At 74.4% G+C, this 18,981-nt stretch carries 17 protein-coding genes and 1 pseudogene; 15 read left to right on the top strand and 3 right to left on the bottom strand.

Features of this window, described 5'->3' with window-relative positions; genetic code table 11:
• Positions 1-45: 45 nt before the first annotated feature.
• Positions 46-606, bottom strand: coding sequence for a hypothetical protein (locus ACFYU9_RS00825; protein ID WP_389341061.1), 561 nt, complete (start codon positions 604-606; stop codon positions 46-48).
• A gap of 223 nt (positions 607-829) precedes the next feature.
• On the opposite strand from ACFYU9_RS00825, the gene ACFYU9_RS00820 reads away from it, so the two are divergent.
• From ACFYU9_RS00820 to ACFYU9_RS00750, 15 genes and pseudogenes are all read left to right on the top strand, one after another.
• The gene (locus ACFYU9_RS00820) at positions 830-1,264 is read left to right on the top strand and encodes a pyridoxamine 5'-phosphate oxidase family protein (RefSeq protein WP_389209542.1); all 435 of its coding nucleotides are present in this window, start codon (positions 830-832) and stop codon (positions 1,262-1,264) included.
• A gap of 164 nt (positions 1,265-1,428) precedes the next feature.
• Positions 1,429-1,770, top strand: coding sequence for an ArsR/SmtB family transcription factor (locus ACFYU9_RS00815; protein WP_389209541.1), 342 nt, complete (start codon positions 1,429-1,431; stop codon positions 1,768-1,770).
• Positions 1,771-1,838: 68 nt separating this feature from the next.
• Complete coding sequence (locus ACFYU9_RS00810; protein WP_389342920.1) at positions 1,839-3,461, top strand: SulP family inorganic anion transporter; 1,623 nt, start codon at positions 1,839-1,841, stop codon at positions 3,459-3,461.
• Positions 3,462-3,674: 213 nt separating this feature from the next.
• A complete protein-coding gene (locus ACFYU9_RS00805) occupies positions 3,675-4,157 on the top strand; it encodes an NADH-quinone oxidoreductase subunit B family protein (protein WP_389209540.1) in 483 nt (160 codons plus the stop codon).
• On the top strand, positions 4,154-6,235 hold the full coding sequence (locus ACFYU9_RS00800) for a proton-conducting transporter membrane subunit (protein WP_389209539.1): 2,082 nt from the start codon (positions 4,154-4,156) through the stop codon (positions 6,233-6,235). The genes ACFYU9_RS00805 and ACFYU9_RS00800 overlap by 4 nt, the downstream gene beginning before the upstream one ends.
• On the top strand, positions 6,232-7,197 hold the full coding sequence (locus ACFYU9_RS00795) for a respiratory chain complex I subunit 1 family protein (protein ID WP_389341058.1): 966 nt from the start codon (positions 6,232-6,234) through the stop codon (positions 7,195-7,197). The genes ACFYU9_RS00800 and ACFYU9_RS00795 overlap by 4 nt, the downstream gene beginning before the upstream one ends.
• On the top strand, positions 7,194-7,895 hold the full coding sequence (locus ACFYU9_RS00790; protein ID WP_389341055.1) for a hypothetical protein: 702 nt from the start codon (positions 7,194-7,196) through the stop codon (positions 7,893-7,895). Before ACFYU9_RS00795 ends, ACFYU9_RS00790 begins: the two co-directional genes overlap by 4 nt.
• Positions 7,895-9,466: a proton-conducting transporter membrane subunit gene (locus ACFYU9_RS00785; protein ID WP_389341052.1), complete on the top strand. Its 1,572-nt coding sequence runs from the start codon at positions 7,895-7,897 to the stop codon at positions 9,464-9,466. Before ACFYU9_RS00790 ends, ACFYU9_RS00785 begins: the two co-directional genes overlap by 1 nt.
• Before the next feature lie 4 nt (positions 9,467-9,470).
• Positions 9,471-11,087: an NADH-quinone oxidoreductase subunit C gene (locus tag ACFYU9_RS00780; RefSeq protein ID WP_389341049.1), complete on the top strand. Its 1,617-nt coding sequence runs from the start codon at positions 9,471-9,473 to the stop codon at positions 11,085-11,087.
• Positions 11,088-11,271: 184 nt separating this feature from the next.
• Positions 11,272-12,207: a DUF4436 family protein gene (locus ACFYU9_RS00775; protein WP_389341046.1), complete on the top strand. Its 936-nt coding sequence runs from the start codon at positions 11,272-11,274 to the stop codon at positions 12,205-12,207.
• A gap of 263 nt (positions 12,208-12,470) precedes the next feature.
• A complete protein-coding gene (locus ACFYU9_RS00770; RefSeq protein WP_389341043.1) occupies positions 12,471-13,019 on the top strand; it encodes a hypothetical protein in 549 nt (182 codons plus the stop codon).
• A gap of 72 nt (positions 13,020-13,091) precedes the next feature.
• A complete protein-coding gene (locus ACFYU9_RS00765; protein WP_389341040.1) occupies positions 13,092-13,928 on the top strand; it encodes a DUF4097 domain-containing protein in 837 nt (278 codons plus the stop codon).
• 234 nt (positions 13,929-14,162) lie between these two features.
• Positions 14,163-15,167, top strand: coding sequence for an ATP-binding cassette domain-containing protein (locus ACFYU9_RS00760; protein WP_389341037.1), 1,005 nt, complete (start codon positions 14,163-14,165; stop codon positions 15,165-15,167).
• Positions 15,164-15,955 carry an ABC transporter permease gene (locus ACFYU9_RS00755; protein ID WP_389341034.1) on the top strand — a complete coding sequence of 264 codons (792 nt, stop codon included), beginning with the start codon at positions 15,164-15,166 and terminating at the stop codon, positions 15,953-15,955. The genes ACFYU9_RS00760 and ACFYU9_RS00755 overlap by 4 nt, the downstream gene beginning before the upstream one ends.
• A 65-nt stretch (positions 15,956-16,020) precedes the next feature.
• Positions 16,021-16,191: pseudogene (locus ACFYU9_RS00750) on the top strand (methyltransferase domain-containing protein); the annotation flags it as partial.
• 44 nt (positions 16,192-16,235) lie between these two features.
• Here the strand turns inward: ACFYU9_RS00750 and ACFYU9_RS00745 are convergent.
• Both ACFYU9_RS00745 and pntB read right to left on the bottom strand, forming a co-directional pair.
• Complete coding sequence (locus tag ACFYU9_RS00745) at positions 16,236-17,426, bottom strand: MFS transporter (protein ID WP_389209520.1); 1,191 nt, start codon at positions 17,424-17,426, stop codon at positions 16,236-16,238.
• Positions 17,427-17,562: 136 nt separating this feature from the next.
• Positions 17,563-18,981, bottom strand: coding sequence for a Re/Si-specific NAD(P)(+) transhydrogenase subunit beta (pntB, locus tag ACFYU9_RS00740; protein WP_389209518.1), 1,419 nt, complete (start codon positions 18,979-18,981; stop codon positions 17,563-17,565).

Raw genomic sequence — 18,981 nt, 5'->3', positions numbered from 1 at the left:
CAGGGCCGAAGGTCCCTTTACGGACCCGCCGCGATCATGATCCACTCACCCTCGCGTCCCGGTGTGCCCGCCCTGCCGAGGCCCGGCCGTCCCCCGGGCCCGGGGCCGGCACACCCGGGTCGCACCAGCCGCCGCGGTCGCGCCGCCGGACCGGGCCGCCCCCACCGGCCACACCACCTCCACCCGCACCCCGTGCGTGCGCGCGTAGGCGACCAGGTGCGCCGTGGCGTCCCGCCCGTCGGTGGGCGAGCCGTCCCACACGGCGAGCAGCCGGTCGCACTGGCGGACCAGCGCCTCGTCCGCCCGCACCCGCGCGTCGCGGTCCCGCGGGTCGTACGCGAGCAGCCGCACCTCGTCCGCGAGCCGGGTCACGGCGCGGGCGGGCTCCACGGCCGGCGGCGGCAGCGGCGCCGGCACCGCACCCCGCGCGGGCAGCAGGACGACGAGCCGCCGGCCCGCGGCCCGCACGGCGCGGGCGAAGGCGACCGAGGGACCGGACCCGGCGCGGACGAGGCCGGGCGCGGGATCCGCGTACCGCTCCAGGCGCACCCCTAGCTCCCGTTCCACGAGCGCCGACGTCTCCGCGCGCAGGTCCTCGTGCCCCACGACCGCGATCATGTTCCCCTCGCTTCCCGCCCTCCAAGGGCGCCTCCGGGGGCCGACGAGGCCCCCGGCCGCTCAGTCAACAGGCCCGGATCCCCCAGGTGGCAGGGGCCGAACGGCCCTTCCGACCCTGGTCCGGCCGACGTCTACTGAGGCACATACCGAGCCACGTACCGAGGCGAGAAACCGACGGTCCCATCCCACCGCAGCCCCCTGGAAGGCACCCGTGCAGAACGAAACAGCCCCGAGCCGGCACACGGTCGAGCTGGACGCGGACGAGGCCCTGCGGCTGCTCGCCGGGGTGCCGCTCGGCCGGATCGTCTTCAGTCGCCAGGCGCTCCCCGCCGTCCGCCCCGTCAACCACCTCATGGACGGCGGCGACATCGTCATCCGCACCCACGAGGGCGCCGCGCTGACCCTGCAGGCCAAGGAGGCCGGGGCCGGCGGTGTCGTCGTCGCCTACGAGGCCGACGAGATCGACCTGGACGCGCGGCTCGGCTGGAGCGTCGTCGTCACCGGCTACTGCCGTCTGGTCGACGACCCGGAGGAGGCGGCCCGCTACCGGTCCGTGCTGCGCCCCTGGACCGACCAGAAGACGGACCACGTCGTCCGCATCCACCCGGACCTCGTCACAGGCGTGCGGCTGGTGCCCGCCGACTGAACCGCCGCGCCCGCCCACAGACGCGCCCCGCCCCGCCTCCCGTCCGCCCCCTCGCCCTCGTTCTATCGAATTGCAGAATTCGGCAATTCGCTACATCATGGTTGTGCCGTGCCCGCAGGTAAGCGCTGACACGGCACCGAGCCATGACGAGGGGGCGAGAGGCCGTGTCGGTTCCGCTGTACCAGGCCAAGGCCGAGTTCTTCCGGATGCTGGGCCACCCGGTGCGCATCCGCGTGCTGGAGCTGCTCCAGGACGGGCCGATGGCCGTACGGGACCTGCTCGCCCAGATCGAGGTCGAGCCGCCCGCGCTCTCGCAGCAGCTCGCGGTGCTGCGCCGCTCCGGCATCGTGATCTCCACCCGCGAGGGCGCGACCGTGGTCTACCGCCTCGCGGGCGGGGACGTCGCGGACCTGATGCAGGCCGCGCGCCGCATCCTCACCGAGATGCTCACGGGGCAGAACGAGCTCCTCGCCGAGCTCCGGGAGAGCGGGATCCCGTCCCGGTGAGCGGTGCGGTGCACAGCGCCCTCGCCCGGATACGGTCCCTGCTGCCCGGCCGCGCCGATGCCGCAGCCATGGGCCGCAACCCGCGGCGCGACCTGCTCGCGGGCCTGACGGTCGCCATCGTCGCGCTCCCCCTGGCCCTCGGTTTCGGCGTCTCCTCCGGGCTCGGCGCGGCGGCCGGGCTCGCGACGGCCGTCGTCGCGGGCGCGCTCGCCGCGCTCTTCGGCGGCTCGAACCTCCAGGTGTCCGGGCCGACCGGGGCGATGACCGTCGTCCTGGTGCCGATCGTGGCGCGGTACGGACCGAGCGGCGTCCTCACCGTCGGGTTCCTCGCCGGCCTGATCGTGGTCGCGCTGGCCCTCGTCCGGGCCGGCCGCTACATGGCCTACATCCCGGCCTCCGTCGTCGAGGGCTTCACCCTCGGCATCGCCCTGGTGATCGGCCTCCAGCAGATACCCCACGCGCTCGGCGTGCCCAAGCCCGAGGGCGACCGGGTCCTCGCGGTCACCTGGCGGGCCGTCGGGGAGTTCACCGAGGCGCCCGACTGGACCTCCGTCGGACTCGCGCTCGGCGTCGCCGCGATCATGCTGATCGGCGCCCGCCGGCGGCCGACGCTGCCGTTCTCGATCGTCGCCGTGATCGCCGCCACCGTCGTGGCACAGGCGTTCCACCTCGACGCGGCGAAGCCCATCGGCGACCTGCCGGCCGGCCTCCCGGTCCCCTCCCTCGACTTCCTCGACCTCTCCCGGGTCGGCTCGCTGATCGCGCCCGCCGTCGCGGTCGCCGCCCTCGCCGCCCTGGAGTCGCTGCTCTCCGCCCGGGTCGCCGACGGCATGACGGTGGGCCAGAAGCACGACCCGGACCGCGAGCTGTTCGGACAGGGGCTCGCCAACCTGGCCGCGCCGCTGTTCGGCGGCGTCCCGGCGACCGGTGCCATCGCCCGTACCGCCGTCAACGTCCGCACCGGCGCCTCCTCCCGGCTCGCGGCCCTCACCCACGCCGCGATCCTCGCCGTCATCGTCTTCGCCGCCGCCCCGCTCGTGTCGAGGATCCCGCTCGCCGCGCTCGCCGGCGTGCTGCTCGCCACAGCGGTCCGGATGGTCGAGGTCGGCTCGCTGCGGGCGATGGCCAGGGCCACCCGTTCCGACGCCGTCGTGCTCGTCCTCACCGCCGTGGCGACGCTGGCGCTCGACCTCGTGTACGCGGTGATCATCGGCCTGGTCGTGGCGGGCGCGCTCGCGCTGGGCGCCGTGGCGAAGCAGGCCCGGCTCTCCGAGGTGGACTTCCGGCCCGACCTGCCGGGCGAGCACAGCGAGGAGGAGCACGCGCTGCTCGCCGAGCACATCGTCGCCTACCGCATCGACGGCCCGCTGTTCTTCGCCGCCGCCCACCGCTTCCTGCTCGAACTCACCGAGGTCGCCGACGTCCGCGTGGTCATCCTGCGGATGTCCCGGGTGACGACGATCGACGCCACCGGCGCGCTCGTCCTCAAGGACGCCGTCGAGAAGCTGAACCGGCGCGGGATCGTCGTCATGACCTCCGGGATCCGCCCGGAGCAGCGGCGGGCCCTCGACTCCGTCGGCGCCCTGGAGCTGCTGCGGCAGGGCGGTCGCGAGTTCGCCACCACGCCCGAGGCGATCGCCGGCGCCCGCGCCCATCTGCACCGCTCCGGCGTCCTCTCCACGGCGTCGTGATCCGCGAACCGTCGCCGGTGATCCCCGCGGCCCTCGCCGGTGATCCCCGCGAGCCGTCGCCGGTGATCCCCGTGAGCTATTGCCTCGGCCACGACGGCACCAAGACTCGACAAAGCGCGCAAAGGGCACGGAAAGCGCCGTAACTCCGGCCGTGCGCGGCCCCGTTAGCCACCGTGGAAAGGCTCTCGCGAGAACGCGGGAGGGGTGGTGTGCATGAGCTTGTTGCGCAAGATCCGTACGACCGGGCGGGTGGCCGAACCGGCTCCGCCGGCGCCCGGCGGCGGACCGCTCCCCCAGGCCCGGCGGCTCGGCGGCTCGGCGCAGGTGCGGTGCGTGGACGCGGGGTCGTGCAACGGGTGCGAGATCGAGATCGCGGCCGCCTTCAACCCCGTGTACGACGCCGAGCGGTACGGGGCCCGGCTCGTCGCCTCGCCCCGGCACGCCGACGTGGCCCTGGTGACGGGCCCGGTGACGCGGAACATGGCGGTGCCGCTGCGCCGTACCGTGCAGGCGATGCCGGAGCCGCCGATCGTGGTGGCCGTCGGCGACTGCGCGATCGACTGCGGGGAGTTCGCCGGGGGGTACGGGATCGAGGGCGCCGTCGCCGACGTCGTGCCCGTCGACCTCGCCGTACCGGGGTGCCCTCCGGAGCCCGCGGCGATCGTCGCGGCCCTGCGGCGGGTGACCGGGCGGTGAGCCTCGTGGCGGCCGGCCTGGCGACGGCGGCCGGATGCGGCGCGGCGGGGACGGCCGCGGGAGCGGCGCTGCCGCCGCGGGCCCGGCGGGTGGTGGCCGGGCTGTGCACGGCCGGCGTCGGCGCGGCGGGCGGTACGGCGGGGGTCGCCGCCCTGGCGCCCGGCGGGGACGGGGCGGCCTGGGCCGCGGAGCTGCCGGGGCTGCTGCCGCTCGCGGGCACGGCGCTCGCGGTGGACGCGCTGTCGGGGCTGTTCATGGCGGTGGCGGGTGCGGTGGTGGTGGCCGTGGCGGTGTACGGCATCGGCTACGCGGCCCCGCACGCAGCGCACCGCGCCGGCGCGCCCCAGGGTCTCGCCTCGCGGACCTCGCAGGCCGTGCTTCCGTTCTTCGCCCTGACGCTGGTCCTGGTCCCGGCCGCGGCCTCGGTGCCGGCGTTCCTGGCCCTGTGGGAGCTGATGGCGCTCGCCTCGCTCCTGCTGGTGCTCGCCGAGCACCGCGCGCGGGCGGAAGTGCGGCGCGCGGGCGTCTGGTACGCGGTGATGACGCAGCTGGGTCTGGTACTGCTGCTCGCCGGCTTCGCCCTGTTCGCCGGTGCCGCCGGCGGCGAGCGCTTCGCCGTGCTCCGGGCGGGCGCCGCGGGCCTGTCGCCGGCGGTGCGCGGCACGGTGTTCGTCCTGACCGGCCTGGCCTTCGCGTCGAAGGCGGGCACGGTCCCGCTGCACGCGTGGCTGCCGCGGGCCCATCCCGAGGCTCCGGCACCGGTGTCGGCGCTGATGAGCGCGGCCATGGTCAACCTGGGTGCGTACGGGATCGTCCGCACCGGCTTCGATCTGCTCGGCGGCGGGCCGGCCTGGTGGTGGCTGGCGCTGATGGCGCTGGGCGGGCTGACCGCCGCGTACGGGATCCTGCAGGCGGCGATGGCCTCGGACCTCAAGCGGCTGCTGGCCCATTCGACGGCGGAGAACATGGGTCTGGTGCTGGTCGGCACGGGCGCGGCCGGGCTCTTCGCGGCCGAGGGGGACGGCGCGCTGGCCGCGCTCGCGCTGTCGGCGGGGCTGCTCCATGTGGTCAACCACTCCGCGTTCAAGGCCCTGTTGTTCGGCGCGGCCGGTTCGGTGGTGCGGGCGACCGGTGTCCGGGACCTCGACCGGCTCGGCGGGCTGCGGGCCCGGATGCCGGTGACGGCCGGGCTGTTCGCGGTGGGCGCGCTGGGCGCGGTGGCGCTGCCGCCGGGGAACGGCTTCGTGAGCGAGTGGCTGCTGCTGCAGTCGCTCATCCACGGCCTGGAGCTGCCGGGCCTGGCCGTCGCGATCGCGCTGCCGCTCTCGGTCGGGCTGGTCGCGCTGTCGGCGGGGATCGCCGCGGCCGTGTTCGTGAAGGCGCTCGGGGTCGGCTTCTTCGCCCGGCCGCGCGGCCACGAGGCGCACCGCGCCGGCGAGTCGCCGCCGCTGATGCTGGCCGGGCTCGGGCTGCTCGCGGCCGCGTGCGCGGGGCTCGCGCTCGCGCCGGGGCTGCTCGGCCCGGCCCTGGAGCGGGCGGTGGCCGCCGCCGGACTGCCCGGGACCGCCGCACGGCCCGGGCCGGTGAGCGGCGGCGGGACCGGGATGCGGCTGCACGACATCGCGACCTCGCTGTCACCTTTGTGGGTGGTGGCCGCGCTCACCGGGGCGGTGGCGCTGACCGGCGCGCTGAGCCGGGTGTACGGCGCCGACGCCCGGCACCGGCGGGCGGGCGCCCGGTTGTGGGACTGCGGCGGCGGCCCGCCCACCGCGCGCATGGCGTACACGGCGACCTCCTTCGCCGAGCCCCTGCGGCGGGTCTTCGACGACGTGCTCGCCCCGGAGCAGGACGTGGCCGTGACCCACGCCCTCGCGTCGGCGTATCTGGTGGAGCGGGTGCGTTTTCGCCACCGGGTGCCCGACCGGATCGAGCACCGGCTGTACGAGCCCGTGCTCGGCGCGCTCGCCCGGGCCGGCCGCGGGGCGCGCCGGCTCGCCAGCGGCAGCGTGCACCTCTACCTCGGCTACGGCTTCCTCGGTCTGCTGTCCCTCTTCGTGGTGCTGGTGGTGGGCTGGTGAGCGCGCTCGGGTTCGTGGCGGTGACCGCCCAGGTGGGCACGGTGGTCGCGGGTGCCCCGCTGCTCACCGGGCTGATGCGGCAGGTGCGGGCGCGCCTTGAGGGGCGGGCGGGCGCCGGGGTGCTGCAGCCGTGGCGGGACGTGCGGAAGCTGCTGCGCCGTGAGCCGATCGGCCCGGCCGGGACGGGTCCGGCGTTCCGCACCGCGCCGGTGCTGCTCGTGGCGACGGCCCTGGTGGTGGCCGCCCTGGTGCCGCTGCTCTCCACGGACACGCCGGTGGCGGGGCGCGCCGACCTGATCCTGGTCGTGGCGCTGCTCGCGCTCGGCACGGTCGCGCTGGCCCTGGCGGGTCTGGACAGCGGCACGGCGTTCGGCGGCATGGGCGCCTCGCGGGGGATGACGATCGCCGCCCTGGTCGAACCGACGCTGCTCATGGCGGTGTTCGCGCTGTCGGCGCCGGCCGGGACCACCAATCTGCCGGCCATCGTCGACGGGGCCGTGCGCGAGCCGGACCGGCTGCTCTCGCCCGCCGGGCTGCTCGCGGCGGCGGCGCTGGCGGTCGCGGTGCTCGCCGAGACCGGCCGGATCCCGGTGGACAACCCCGCCACCCATCTCGAACTGACCATGGTGCACGAGGCGATGGTCCTGGAGTACGCGGGCCGGGACCTGGCGCTGGTCGAGCTCGGGGCGCAGCTGCGGCTGACCGTGCTGCTCGGGCTGCTCGCCTCGCTGTTCGCGCCGTGGGGCATCGCCACGACCGCCTCGGCGGGCGCGCTGGCCGTGGCACTGCCGGTGTTCGTGGCCAAGGTGGCGGTGCTCGGCGTGCTGCTGGCGGCGGCCGAGGTGTGCTGGGCCAAGCTGCGGCTGTTCCGGGTGCCGGAACTCCTCGCCGGTTCCTTCCTGTTGGCACTGCTCGCGGTGGCCGCCTCGTCGTTCCTGGGCGGAGAGGGAGCCGGCACATGACGGACTTCGCCACCACCCCGTACACGCAGCTTCTCGATCTGGCCTGCGGGGCGTTCCTGCTGGCCGCCGTCCTGGTCCTGTGGCGTCATGAACTCGCCGCCGTCGTCCGTGCGTTCGCGCTCCAGGGTGGCGCCCTGGCCGCGATCGCGGCGCTGCTCGGCGCGCACGAGGGGCGCGTGGAGCTGGTCGTGGTGGCCGTCGGCGTCGGGGTGCTGCGGGCGGGTGTGCTGCCGCATCTGGTGCGGCGGGCGCTGACCGCGCTGACGGCGGACCGGAGCCCGTACGGCACCGGCGGCACCGAGGCCCGGGAGACCCGGCCGCTGGTGAACGCGGCCGGGTCGCTGCTCGCGGCGGCCGCGCTCACGCTGCTGGCCCGCGCGGTGGCCCGGCCGCTGGTCGCGCTCGACCCGACGCCCGCGACCCGCGCGCTTCCGGTGGGCCTCGCGGTCGTGCTGATCGGCTTCTTCGTCCTGGTCACCAGGCGCCGGGCGCTCTCCCAGGTGGTGGGGTTCCTGCTGCTCGACAACGGGATCACCGCGACGGCGTTCCTGGCCGCCTCCGGGGTGCCGCTCGTGGTCGAACTCGGCGTCTCCTTCGACGTGTTGTTCGCGGTCCTGGTGCTCCATCTGCTGACCGCGCGGATGCGGGCCGCCTTCGGCACCACCGACCTCGACGATCTGCGGGAGCTGCACGACTGATGGACGCCGCCACGACCGCCCTCGTCCTGACCGCGCCCGTCGCCGCGCCGTGCGCCGCGGCGGGCGCGTACGCGGTCCGCGGACTGCGCGGCCGGACACCGGCGAGGACACCGGTGCGCGTGCCCGTCCCGGTCGGGGCGGGCCCGGCCGCGCCCGGCCTCGCCGGGGACCCACCCGCCGTGCCGCTGCCGCCCGGCTGGGCCGTCGCCCCGCCCCTGGTCGTGCTCGGCTGCGGCGCGCTGCTGGCCGCGGCGCTGCCGCGCGGCGCGGCGCTCACCGCGTTCGGCGGGCTGCTGCGGGCCGACGCGCTGACGGTGTGGCTGCTGCTGGTCGTCGGCGCGGTCGCGCTGATCGCGTGCGGGTCGCTGCCGGCGTACGAGGCCGGGGAGCGGGAGGGGGCGCGGAACCGGGCGGTGCTGCACGCGCTGGTGCAGGCGTTCCTCGGCGCGATGTGCCTGGGCGTGCTGACGGCGAACCTCGGCGTGCTGTGCGTGGCGGTCGAGGCGACCACGATCGTGACCACGTTCCTCGTCGGCCACCGCCGCACCCGGCGGTCCGTCGAGGCCGCGTGGAAGTACGTGGTGATCTGCTCGGCCGGGATCGCCCTGGCCTTCCTCGGCACGGTCCTGCTCTACTACGCGGCCCGGCAGGCCGGCGTCGACGAGGCGCACGCGCTCGACTGGCCGACGCTCGTCGCGGAGGCGGGCCGGCTCGACCCGTCCGTGACGCGGCCGGCGATCTCGCTGGTGGTGCTCGGCTTCGGCGCCAAGGCCGGCCTGGCACCGCTGCACGCCTGGCTCCCGGACGCCTACGGCCAGGCGCCCGCGCCGGTCTCCGCGCTGATGTCGGGCGCGCTGGCGTCCGTCGCCTTCGCGGCGGTGCTGCGGTACGAGCGGATCGCGTCCGCCGCGCTCGGCCCGGGCCTGACGCGCGGCCTGCTGACCGGGATGGCCCTGACCACGCTCGCCCTGGCGGCGGCCCTGCTGCTCGCCCAGCGCGACTACCTGCGGATGCTGGCGTACTCCAGCATGGAGCACATGAGCCTGATCGCCCTCGGCGCGGCGATCGGCACCCCGCTCGCCCGGGCGGCGCTGCTGCTGCACATCGCCGGGCACGGGCTCGCGAAGGCGGTCGCGTTCTGCGCGTCCGGGCACGTGCTGCGGCTGACCGGGACGCCGCTGATCGGGCGGGTACGGGGGCTGCTGGCGCGGCTTCCCTGGCTCGGCGGCGTCTTCGGGCTCGCGGTCGCCGCACTGCTCGGCTTTCCGCCGTTCAGCCTGTTCGCCTCCGAACTCGGCATCGTGCGGGCCGGGTTCGGCGCGGGGATGGGATGGGTCGTGGGCGTGGCGCTGCCGCTCGCGCTCGTCGTCTTCGGCGCGCTCGCGCTCCGCACGGCGCGGATGGTGCTGGGCTCCCCGGCGACATCGTCCGCTGCCGCCGACTCGGGGCCGTGGCCCGGTGCCGTCTGGCCGCCGGCCCTCGGCCTGGCGGCGTGCGCGGCGCTCGGCCTGACGGCCGGCCCGCTGACCGGCCTGCTCCACGACGCCGCCGCCGTGATCGGAGGGCACTGACCCCATGCGTACCGAACCCGTGGACGCCTACGCCGGGACCGCCGGCGCCGTCCGCTCGGCCGAGGAGACCGGCACCCGTGAACTGGAGGCGCGCGCGGGCGAGTTGCTCGCCTCGGGCCATCGGCTCGCGCTCGTCGCCGCGCACCACGACGCCCCGGACCGGGTGCGGGTGGTGCTGCTCTTCGTCGCGGGCCCGCCGGACGTGCGGACCGAGCTCCATGTGCGGCTCGACCCGGACAAGCCCGCGATCCCGTCGCTCGCCGGGCTCTCGTTCCCGGCGGGCCGGTTCGAGCGGGAGATGCGCGATCTCCACGGTGTCGTACCGCTCGGCCATCCGCTGCCGCGCCGGCTGGTGCGGCACTTCCACTGGCCGAAGGGCTGGTACCCGATGCTCCCGGACGCCGGACCGCCCCCGCCGTTCGGCGAACAGGAGGGCCCGTACCCCTTCCTGGAGGTCGAGGGCGACGGGGTGTACGAGATCCCGGTCGGCCCGGTGCACGCGGGTCTCATCGAGCCCGGGCACTTCCGCTTCTCGGTCGTCGGCGAGACCATCCTGCGGCTGAAGGCGCGGCTGTGGTTCGTGCACCGCGGGGTCGAGAAGCTGTTCCAGGGTCGCACCGTCGAGGGCGGGCTGCCGCTGGCCGAGCGGATCAGCGGGGACACGGCCGTCGGTCACGCGCTCGCGTACTGCCTCGCCGTCGAGGAGGCCACCGGCACCGCCGTCCCGGCCGCCGCGGCCCGGGCCCGGGCGCTGCTCCTCGAACTGGAGCGGCTGCACAACCACGTCGCCGACCTGGGCATGCTGTGCAACGACGTCGGCCACGGGATCCTGAACGCGCACGCCCAGCGCGTGCGCGAGCAACTCCTGCGCCTGAACGCGGAGATCACCGGTCACCGGCTGCTGCGCGGCGGCGTGCTGCCGGGCGGCGCGGTGCTGCGGGCACTGCCCGATCCGGGGCGGCTCGCCGCGTTCGGCCGGGACGTCCGCGAGATCGCCGGCCTGGCCCTCGGCCACTCCACCGTGCTCGACCGCTTCACCGGGACGGCCGTGCTCGGCGCGGACGCCGCCCGGCAGCTCGGCTGTCTCGGCTATGTGGCGCGCGCGAGCGGGCTCACGGGCACCGACGCGCGGGTGGCTCACCCCTTCGTGCCGTACGACACCGAGGTCGCCGTGCCGGTGCGGGAGACCGGCGACGTGCTCGCCCGCTTCCTGGTGCGCGCGGAGGAGATCGACGTGTCACTGGCCCTGATCGAGCACCTGGCGGAAGGACTGACCGCGGGCGAGTTCCTCGCGCCGGTGAGGATGGGGGACGGGTCGGGGGCCGACGCGGGGGCCGGGTCGGGCGGTGGATCGGGGGCCGGCTCGGGCGTTGGATCGGACGCCCGGTCGGGCATGGGGGCGGGCGTGCGCTCGGGCGTCGGGCTCGTCGAGGGCTGGCGCGGCACGATCGCCACCCGGGTGGAGATCGCGGAGGACGGTCGGCTCGCCCGGGTGAAGCCGGTGGATCCGTCGTTCTTCAACTGGCCTGCGCTGCCCGTGGCCCTGGCCGACACGATCGTCCCGGACTTCCCGCTGACCAACAAGAGCTTCAACCTGTCGTACGCGGGCAACGACCTCTGACGTCAGCCGGCCGGCGGGGCGGAGAGTGGCGGCCTCGTAACCCTGCTCGGCGAGCAGGGCCTCCCACGGCGTCCAGGATGGCCGTCTTCCGGGAACGGGCCAAGGATGCGCCAACCGGGTGGGAGGCGATGCCCGGCGCACGTCGGTCCCGCCGCGGCGGTCGTCGGCTGGCGACCCTGGTCCGATGGCGGAGGATCGGGCGGAGCCCGGCGGGGTGCCGGGGCGAGGGCGGGGCAAGACGGTGCGCCAGGTGGCGATCGCGGTGTTCGCCCTGCTGCTCGTCACACTGAGCATCGCGCTGTACCTCGACGAGCGGAGCAGCGGTCAGGCCAGTACGCAGGTGGGGACGCCGGGCGGCCTGGGGTGGGTCGAGTTCGTCGTGACGGCGCAGAAGGTCGACCCGGGCGGCCAGGACGTCACGCTCTCGGTCATTCCGGTCCCGCACGGCACGCTCGCGCAGGAACCGGGGTCTCCGGTCTTCGAGCGCACGGTGGAAGTGACCACGACCTCGCTGTCGAAGCCGTCGTTCCGCGTCGCGGCCGGCGCGCCGACGGGGCAGCAGAAGCTGTCGGTCGGACTGTACGGCGACACGGTGACGGACTATCCGTTCGACCGCTACTCCATGGTGGTCGGCCTCGCGGCGACGGTGGACGGCCGGCCGCTCCCGGTGATGATGACCTTCCGGGACGTCGACCCCTTCTTCGTGGTGAAGCCCCGGAACGACCCACGGACGGTGCCGGACCACGTGACGCTCGACGCCGACGTGGCACGCTCGCGCAGCACGTTCATCCTGGCCTGGTTCATGATGGCGGCGATGTGGGCGCTGGCCCTGGCGGTGCTCGGCGGGGCCCGGGTCCTCCTCCTCAAGCGCCCCGGCATCGTCTGGCCGGCGCTCGGCTGGATGGCGGCCACCCTCTTCGCCCTGGTGAGCATGCGCAACGCCGCGCCGGGCAACCCGCCGATCGGGTCGATCATGGACTACCTGGCGTTCTTCTGGGCGGAGGCCCTCATCGCGGTCAGCCTGACGATCACGGTGGCGACCGGCATCCGCACGGAACTGAAGCCCACCGCGACGACGCCGACCCCTGAGACTCCGGCTCCCGGGACACCGGACTCCTGAGGCACCGGGCAGCCGAGGCACCGGGCGGCCGAGGCACCGGGCGGCCGAGGCGCCGGGCGGCCGAGGCGCCGAATTTCTGAGGCGCAGGGGGGCCAAATGGCACCACTAGGCACCACTAGGCACCACGAGGCGCCAGCCGATGGCATCAGATGGCACCTCGCGGCACCGCATGGCGCCCCCCTGGCACCCTCCTGGCGCCACTCGGCGCCATTTGGTGCCACAAGGACTTGCCATGGCGCCACTTTGGCGCCATGATGGTTCCCATGGACCTGACCCCCTACGTCGATCACCTCCGCCGCGAGCTCGCGGTCGCCGCCGAGGCGGGCGGTGAGGACGCCCGCGCGCTGGCCGATCGGCTCACCACTCCCTTGGAGTCGGCCGTGCGGCTGACCCTGCTGAACGCGCTGTCCGCCGCATCTGACGAGATCACCCGTGAGCTCGCGCCCGGCTCGGTGGACGTGCGGCTGCGGGGGCTCGACCCCGAGTTCGTGGTGACGACGCCCCCGGCACCCGAGCCGGCCGTCCCGGGCCCGGCGGACATGGCACCGATGGCGCCACCGGTGGCGCCATCGTCTCCTCCGGCCGCGGCGGACGGCGACGAGGGCGGCACGGCCCGCATCAACTTCAGACTTCCGGCCCACCTCAAGGCCCGCGTCGAGCACGCGGCGGGCCAGGAGGGCCTGTCCGTCAACGCCTGGCTCGTACGGGCGGTGGCCACCGCCCTGGAACCGGGCGCGACCGCACCGCCGGCCGGACCCGGGCGCGCCGCGCGCCCGGGCAAGGGCCAGAGCTACCAGGGCTGGGTCCGCTAGCGGCACGCGCCGACCCGACCCCTCTCCACCTCCTGCGCATTCACCCTTCACAGCCACGAGGACGGCACAGCCATGCCTTCTTACGCAACGCCCGAACCCATCACCGCGATCATCGAGTTCGACCTCGGCCATGTGCGGATCGTCGCGAGCGAGCGCACGGACACGGTCGTCGAGGTCCTGCCGAGCAACGGCGCCGACGACAACGACATCAAGACGGTGCAGCAGACGAAGGTCACCTACGCCAACGGCACGCTGACGCTCAAGGGCCCCAAGAAGCGCTCGGTCTTCGGCAAGGTCGGCTCCATGGACGTGACGATCGAGCTGCCCGCGGGCTCCCACCTCCAGGCCAACGCCCCCATGGGCGACTACGTGAGCACCGGACCGCTCGGGGAGTGCCGGGTCAAGACCTCGGTCGGCGACATCCGGCTCGACGCGACCGGCACCGCGAACCTGCGCACCGGCCTCGGTGACATCCGCGTCGGACAGATGACGGGCGACGCCGAGATCCACGGTTCCGGACGGATCGACATCGGCGGGATCAAGGGCTCGGCGACCCTCAAGAACGGCATGGGCGAGACCGCGATCGGCACGATCACCGGCGACCTGAAGGTCAACACCTCCATGGGCCCCGTCACGGTCGGCGTCGCGGAGGCGTCGGTGGACATCCGGAGCTCCCACGGCTCCATCCAGGTGAAGGACGTGGCCCGCGGCCGGATCGAGCTCCAGACCTCGGTCGGCGGCGTCGAGATCGGCATCCGCGAGTCCACCGCGGCCTGGCTGGACGTCAGCTCCCGGGTCGGCACCGTGCGCAACTTCCTCAGCACGGCCGAGGGACCCGGCGCCGGCGACGACACCGTGGAGATCCACGCCCGCACGCAGGCCGGCGACATCGTGATCCGCCGCGCCTGACCGCCCCACCCCACCGCACTGCCTGCCCCACCGCCTGCCTCACCGCCCCACCACCTGCACCACCGGCACTCCCTGCACCACCACACTGCCTGACTGACTACCGCGCCCGACCGCCGCGCCGGCCCCGCGCGCCCGGCGGAACGCGCGAGAACCGGGCGCCGCCACGGCGCCGCGCCCGGCCTCGAAAAAGCTTGTGCCATGTCACATCTCACCGGAGCCTCAACAGGAGCCCCCATGGCCACCACCTCCACCACCGTTACCGGCGGGCCCGCCGGCACCACCGCCGCCCCGCCGGCGATCTCCGCCCTCGGGCTGCGCAAGTCCTACGGCGACAAGGTCGTCCTCGACGGAGTCGACCTCGCCATCCCGGAGGGCTCGGTCTTCGCCCTGCTCGGCCCCAACGGCGCCGGCAAGACCACCACCGTCGAGATCCTCTCCACCCTGATCGCCCCCGACGGCGGACAGGCCCGCGTCGCCGGCCACGACCTGGCCGAACGGCCCGGCGACGTGCGCTCCGCGATCGGCGTCACCGGTCAGTTCGCCGCTGTCGACAGCCTCCTCACCGCAGAGGAGAACCTGCTCCTCATGGCCAACCTGCGGCATCTGCCCCGCGCCGAGGGCCGGCGCCGGGCCGCCGCTCTGCTCGAACGGTTCGAGCTGACCGAGGCCGCGAAGAAGCCGGTGTCGACGCTCTCCGGTGGTATGCGGCGCAAGCTCGACCTGGCCATGACGCTCGTCGGCGACCCGCGGATCATCTTCCTCGACGAGCCGACGACGGGGCTCGACCCGCGCAGCCGCCGCACCCTGTGGGAGATCATCCGCGACCTGGTCGACCGCGACGGGGTCACGATCTTCCTCACCACGCAGTACCTGGAGGAGGCGGACCAGCTCGCCGACCGCATCGCCGTCCTCGACCGGGGCCGGATCGTCGCCGAGGGCACCGCGGACGAGCTCAAGCGGCTGATCCCCGGCGGCCACATCCGGCTGAGCTTCGCCGACGAGACCCGGCTCGACGCCGCCGCACGCCACTTCGGCACCGCCGCGCGCGACGCCGAGGAACTCACCCTGCGCATCCCGAGCGACGGCGGCATACCGACGCTGCGGGCCGTGCTCGACGTCCTGGACTCGGCCGGCCTCCACCCCGAGTCGCTGACCCTGCACACCCCCGACCTCGACGACGTCTTCCTCACCCTGACCGGCACCGGCACCCCGAACACCTCCGTGGAGATGACCCGATGAGCACCCTCGCCTTTGCCGTCAGCGACTCGATGACCATGCTGCGGCGCAACCTCAAGCACGCCCTGCGCTATCCGTCGATGACCATCTCCGTCGTCCTCATGCCGGTGATGATGCTGCTGCTGTTCAACTACGCCTTCGGCGGCGCGCTCGGCGCGGGCATCGCCGGCGCGCCGACCGGCGGCGGGAAGTACATCGACTACGTCGCCCCCGGCATCATCCTGATGACCGCGACCGCGGGGGCGGTGGCCACGGCGGTCGGCGTCTGCGTCGACATGACCGAGGGCATCGTCAACCGCTTCCGTACGATGTCGATCTCCCGTGCCGCGTTCCTCACCGGCCATGTCGTCGGCAGCGTCATCCAGACCCTGGTCGCCCTCGCCCTGGTCATCGGCGTCGCCCTCGCCATCGGCTTCCGCCCCAACGCCACCGCCGTCGAGTGGCTCGCCGCGGCCGGCCTCCTCACGCTGCTCACCCTGGCGCTGACCTGGCTGTCGGCCGGCATCGGCATGGTGGCCCGGACCCCGGAGTCGGCGAGCAACACCCCGCTCCCGCTGACCTTCCTGCCCTTCCTCGGCAGCGCCATCGTGCCGACCGACTCCATGCCGACCGGCCTGCGCTGGTTCGCCGAGTACCAGCCCTTCACGCCCGCGATCGAGACGCTGCGCGGGCTGCTGATGGGCACCGCGATCGGCAACAGCGGCTACATAGCCCTGGCCTGGTGCGTCGGCCTGACCCTCGTCGGCTACGTCTGGGCCCGTCGCTCCTTCGGCCGGAGCGCCAAGCGCTAGCCGGGACCGGTCGAGGGGACCGAGGGGCCGTTTCCGGAACCGCCGGAACGGCCCTCCGGCCGTGCGCCCCGGCCTTCGCTCCCGGCCGGTTCCGGCTCGTCCACGCGCGCTTCGTGCTGATGCACCTGCCGGAGCACGAACGGCTTGTCAGGGCAGTGGCCGGACTCGTCGAGCCCGGCGGGGTGCTGGTGCTCGGCGACGCGATCGGCCTGACCAGCGAGGTGGCGCCCACCACCCGTACACCGTCTGGAGCCGGCGGCCGCAGCGGCTCCCAAGACGCTCACCGAGCCCCGGCCCGCGTCCGGCGCAGCAGATACGCGGCGGCGAACGCGACGAGCACCAGCATGCAGGCGATGAAGACGAGCCCCGCCCCTTCCAGGCCCATCGGCCGTGCCACCAGGCCGACGCCGATCACCGGGATCGAGATGCCGGTGTACGCGACCACGAACAGGGCGGAGATGACCGCCGCCCGCTGGTCGGCGGGCGAGGCGGCCGCGACCGCGGACAGCGAGGCGCGGAAGGAGAGACCCTGTCCGAAGCCGCCGACGACGGCGGCCAGGACGACGAAGGCGAGCAGGTCCGTGTAGAGCGCGGCACCGAGCAGGAGCAGGCCGGTGAAGAGGATGCCGCAGCCCAGCGGCAGCGAGCGCACGGGCCCGACCCGGCCGGCGGCGGCCTGTCCGCCGGTGGAGGCGAAGAAGGCGAGGGCGACGACGAGGCCGCTGACGGCGTGGTTGTCGACGTGCAGATAGCGGGCCAGGAAGGCGGGACTGACCGAGGTGAACACGCCGAACAGGGCGAACCCGGCGAAGGAGGCGACGGCCGCCGGGACGAACACCGGCCGCACCCGGGCCGGCAGGGCGGGCCGCTGGGGCCGTACGGCGCTCAGCGGACGCCGATTCGTCACCGTCTCGGGCAGCCACCACAGGACGACGGCCGAGACCGCGACCAGGCCGAGGTGCACCGCGAACGGCAGCAGCAGCGGCTCGGGGGCGTACTCGGCGAGCAGGCCCGCGAGGAGCGGACCGCAGCCCAGGCCTCCCATGTTGGCCGCCGTCGCCACGAACGTGGCCCGGCCGGCGCCGCCGGGCGGGGCGAGCTCGATGACGTAGGCGGTGGCGGCCCCGGTGAACAGACCGGCCGAGAGCCCGGAGAGCAGCCGGCCGGCGTACAGCCAGCCCAGGGAGTCGGCGAGCAGGAAGCAGACCGCGCTCGCCGCCGCGAACGCCAGGCCCCAGGCCAGGGTGGGCCGTCTGCCGATGGTGTCGGAGGCGTTGCCCGCGAGGAGCAGCACGCCGATGACCGCGAAGGCGTACACGGCGTACACCACCGTGACGGTGAGTTCGTCGAATCCGAACTTCTCCTGGTAGAGGGGGTAGAGCGGGGTCGGCAGCGTGGTGCCGATCATGCACACCACGAACACCGCTCCGCCGAGCAGACACCGCAGCCACCCTCGTCGCTCACCCGCCATGCCGGCGACCGTAACCCGACGCACGGTCACGACCGCGGCAGCGCGGCGCACACGGCGGCGACCTCACCCCGGACGCACGAAGGTCCCGGCCGTGTCCGGGCCGGGACCTTCGGGTGCGCCGGGCGGCGCCGGCGGTTCAGAGCGCGCCGACGATGTCCTCGACCCGGGCCTTGGCGTCGCCGAAGAGCATGGCGGTGTTCTCCCGGAAGAACAGCGGGTTCTGCACGCCCGCGTATCCGGAGGCCATCGAGCGCTTGAACACGATGACCTTGCCGGCCTCCCAGACGGTGAGCACCGGCATGCCGGCGATCGGGCTGCTGGGGTCCTCGGCTCCGGCCGGGTTGACGGTGTCGTTGGCGCCGATCACGAGGACGACGTCGGTCGCGGCGAAGTCGTCGTTGATCTCGTCCATTTCGAGCACGATGTCGTACGGCACCTTGGCCTCGGCGAGCAGCACGTTCATGTGGCCGGGCAGCCGGCCGGCGACCGGGTGGATGCCGAAGCGCACGTCGACGCCCTTGGCGCGCAGCTTCGAGGTGAGCTCCGCGACCGGGTACTGCGCCTGCGCGACGGCCATGCCGTATCCGGGGGTGATGACCACGGACCGGGCCGACCCGAGCAGTTCGGCGACGCTCTCGGCGGTGATCTCCGTGTGCTCGCCGTAGTCGACGTCCGAGCCGGACGGCGCCTCGATGCCGAAGCCGCCGGCGATCACGGAGAGGAACGAGCGGTTCATGGCCTTGCACATGATGTAGGAGAGGTAGGCGCCCGAGGAGCCGACCAGCGCGCCCGTGATGATGAGCAGGTCGTTGCCGAGCAGGAAGCCGGAGGCGGCCGCGGCCCAGCCGGAGTAGCTGTTGAGCATCGAGACCACGACGGGCATGTCGCCGCCGCCGATCGAGGCCACCAGGTGCCAGCCCAGCGCGAGGGCGACGAGGGTCACCGCGATCAGCGGCCACAGGGCCGGCGAGACGACGAACCACACGGTGAGGGCGACGAAGAGGCCGAGCGCGCCGAGGTTCAGGGCGTTCTTGCCGGGCAGCATCAGCGGCTTCGAGTCGATCTTCGCCGAGAGCTTCAGGTTCGCCACGATCGAGCCGGTGAAGGTCACCGCGCCGATGAACACGCCGATGAACACCTCGGCGTGGTGGATGCCCAGCGTGCCGAGCGCGTCCAGGGCCTTGGCCTCGGGGCCGAACGGCTGGTTCTCGACGTTCAGGAAGCCGTTCCAGCTGACGAGCACGGCCGCCAGACCGACGAAGGAGTGCAGCAGCGCGATGAGTTCGGGCATGCCGGTCATCTCGACGCCGCGGGCCCGCTGCAGGCCGATCAGCGCGCCGATCAGCATCGCCAGGAGCATCAGGCCGAGGCCGGCGGCGCTGATGTGGTCCGCGGCCGCGAGCACGACCGTGGCGATCAGCGCGACGCCCATGCCGAGCATGCCGAACGCGTTGCCGAGCCGCGCCGACTCGTGCTTGGAGAGTCCTGCCAGCGCCAGGATGAACAGCAGCGCGGCAACGAGGTAGGCCGCCTGCGCGGCGAGGGTCGCGGTCAT

The sequence above is a fragment of the Streptomyces sp. NPDC004327 genome, from assembly GCF_042873935.1.
Taxonomy (GTDB): domain Bacteria; phylum Actinomycetota; class Actinomycetes; order Streptomycetales; family Streptomycetaceae; genus Streptomyces.
The sequence above is the reverse complement of the archived record's forward strand: the minus strand, read 5'-3'. Positions and strand labels throughout refer to the sequence as shown.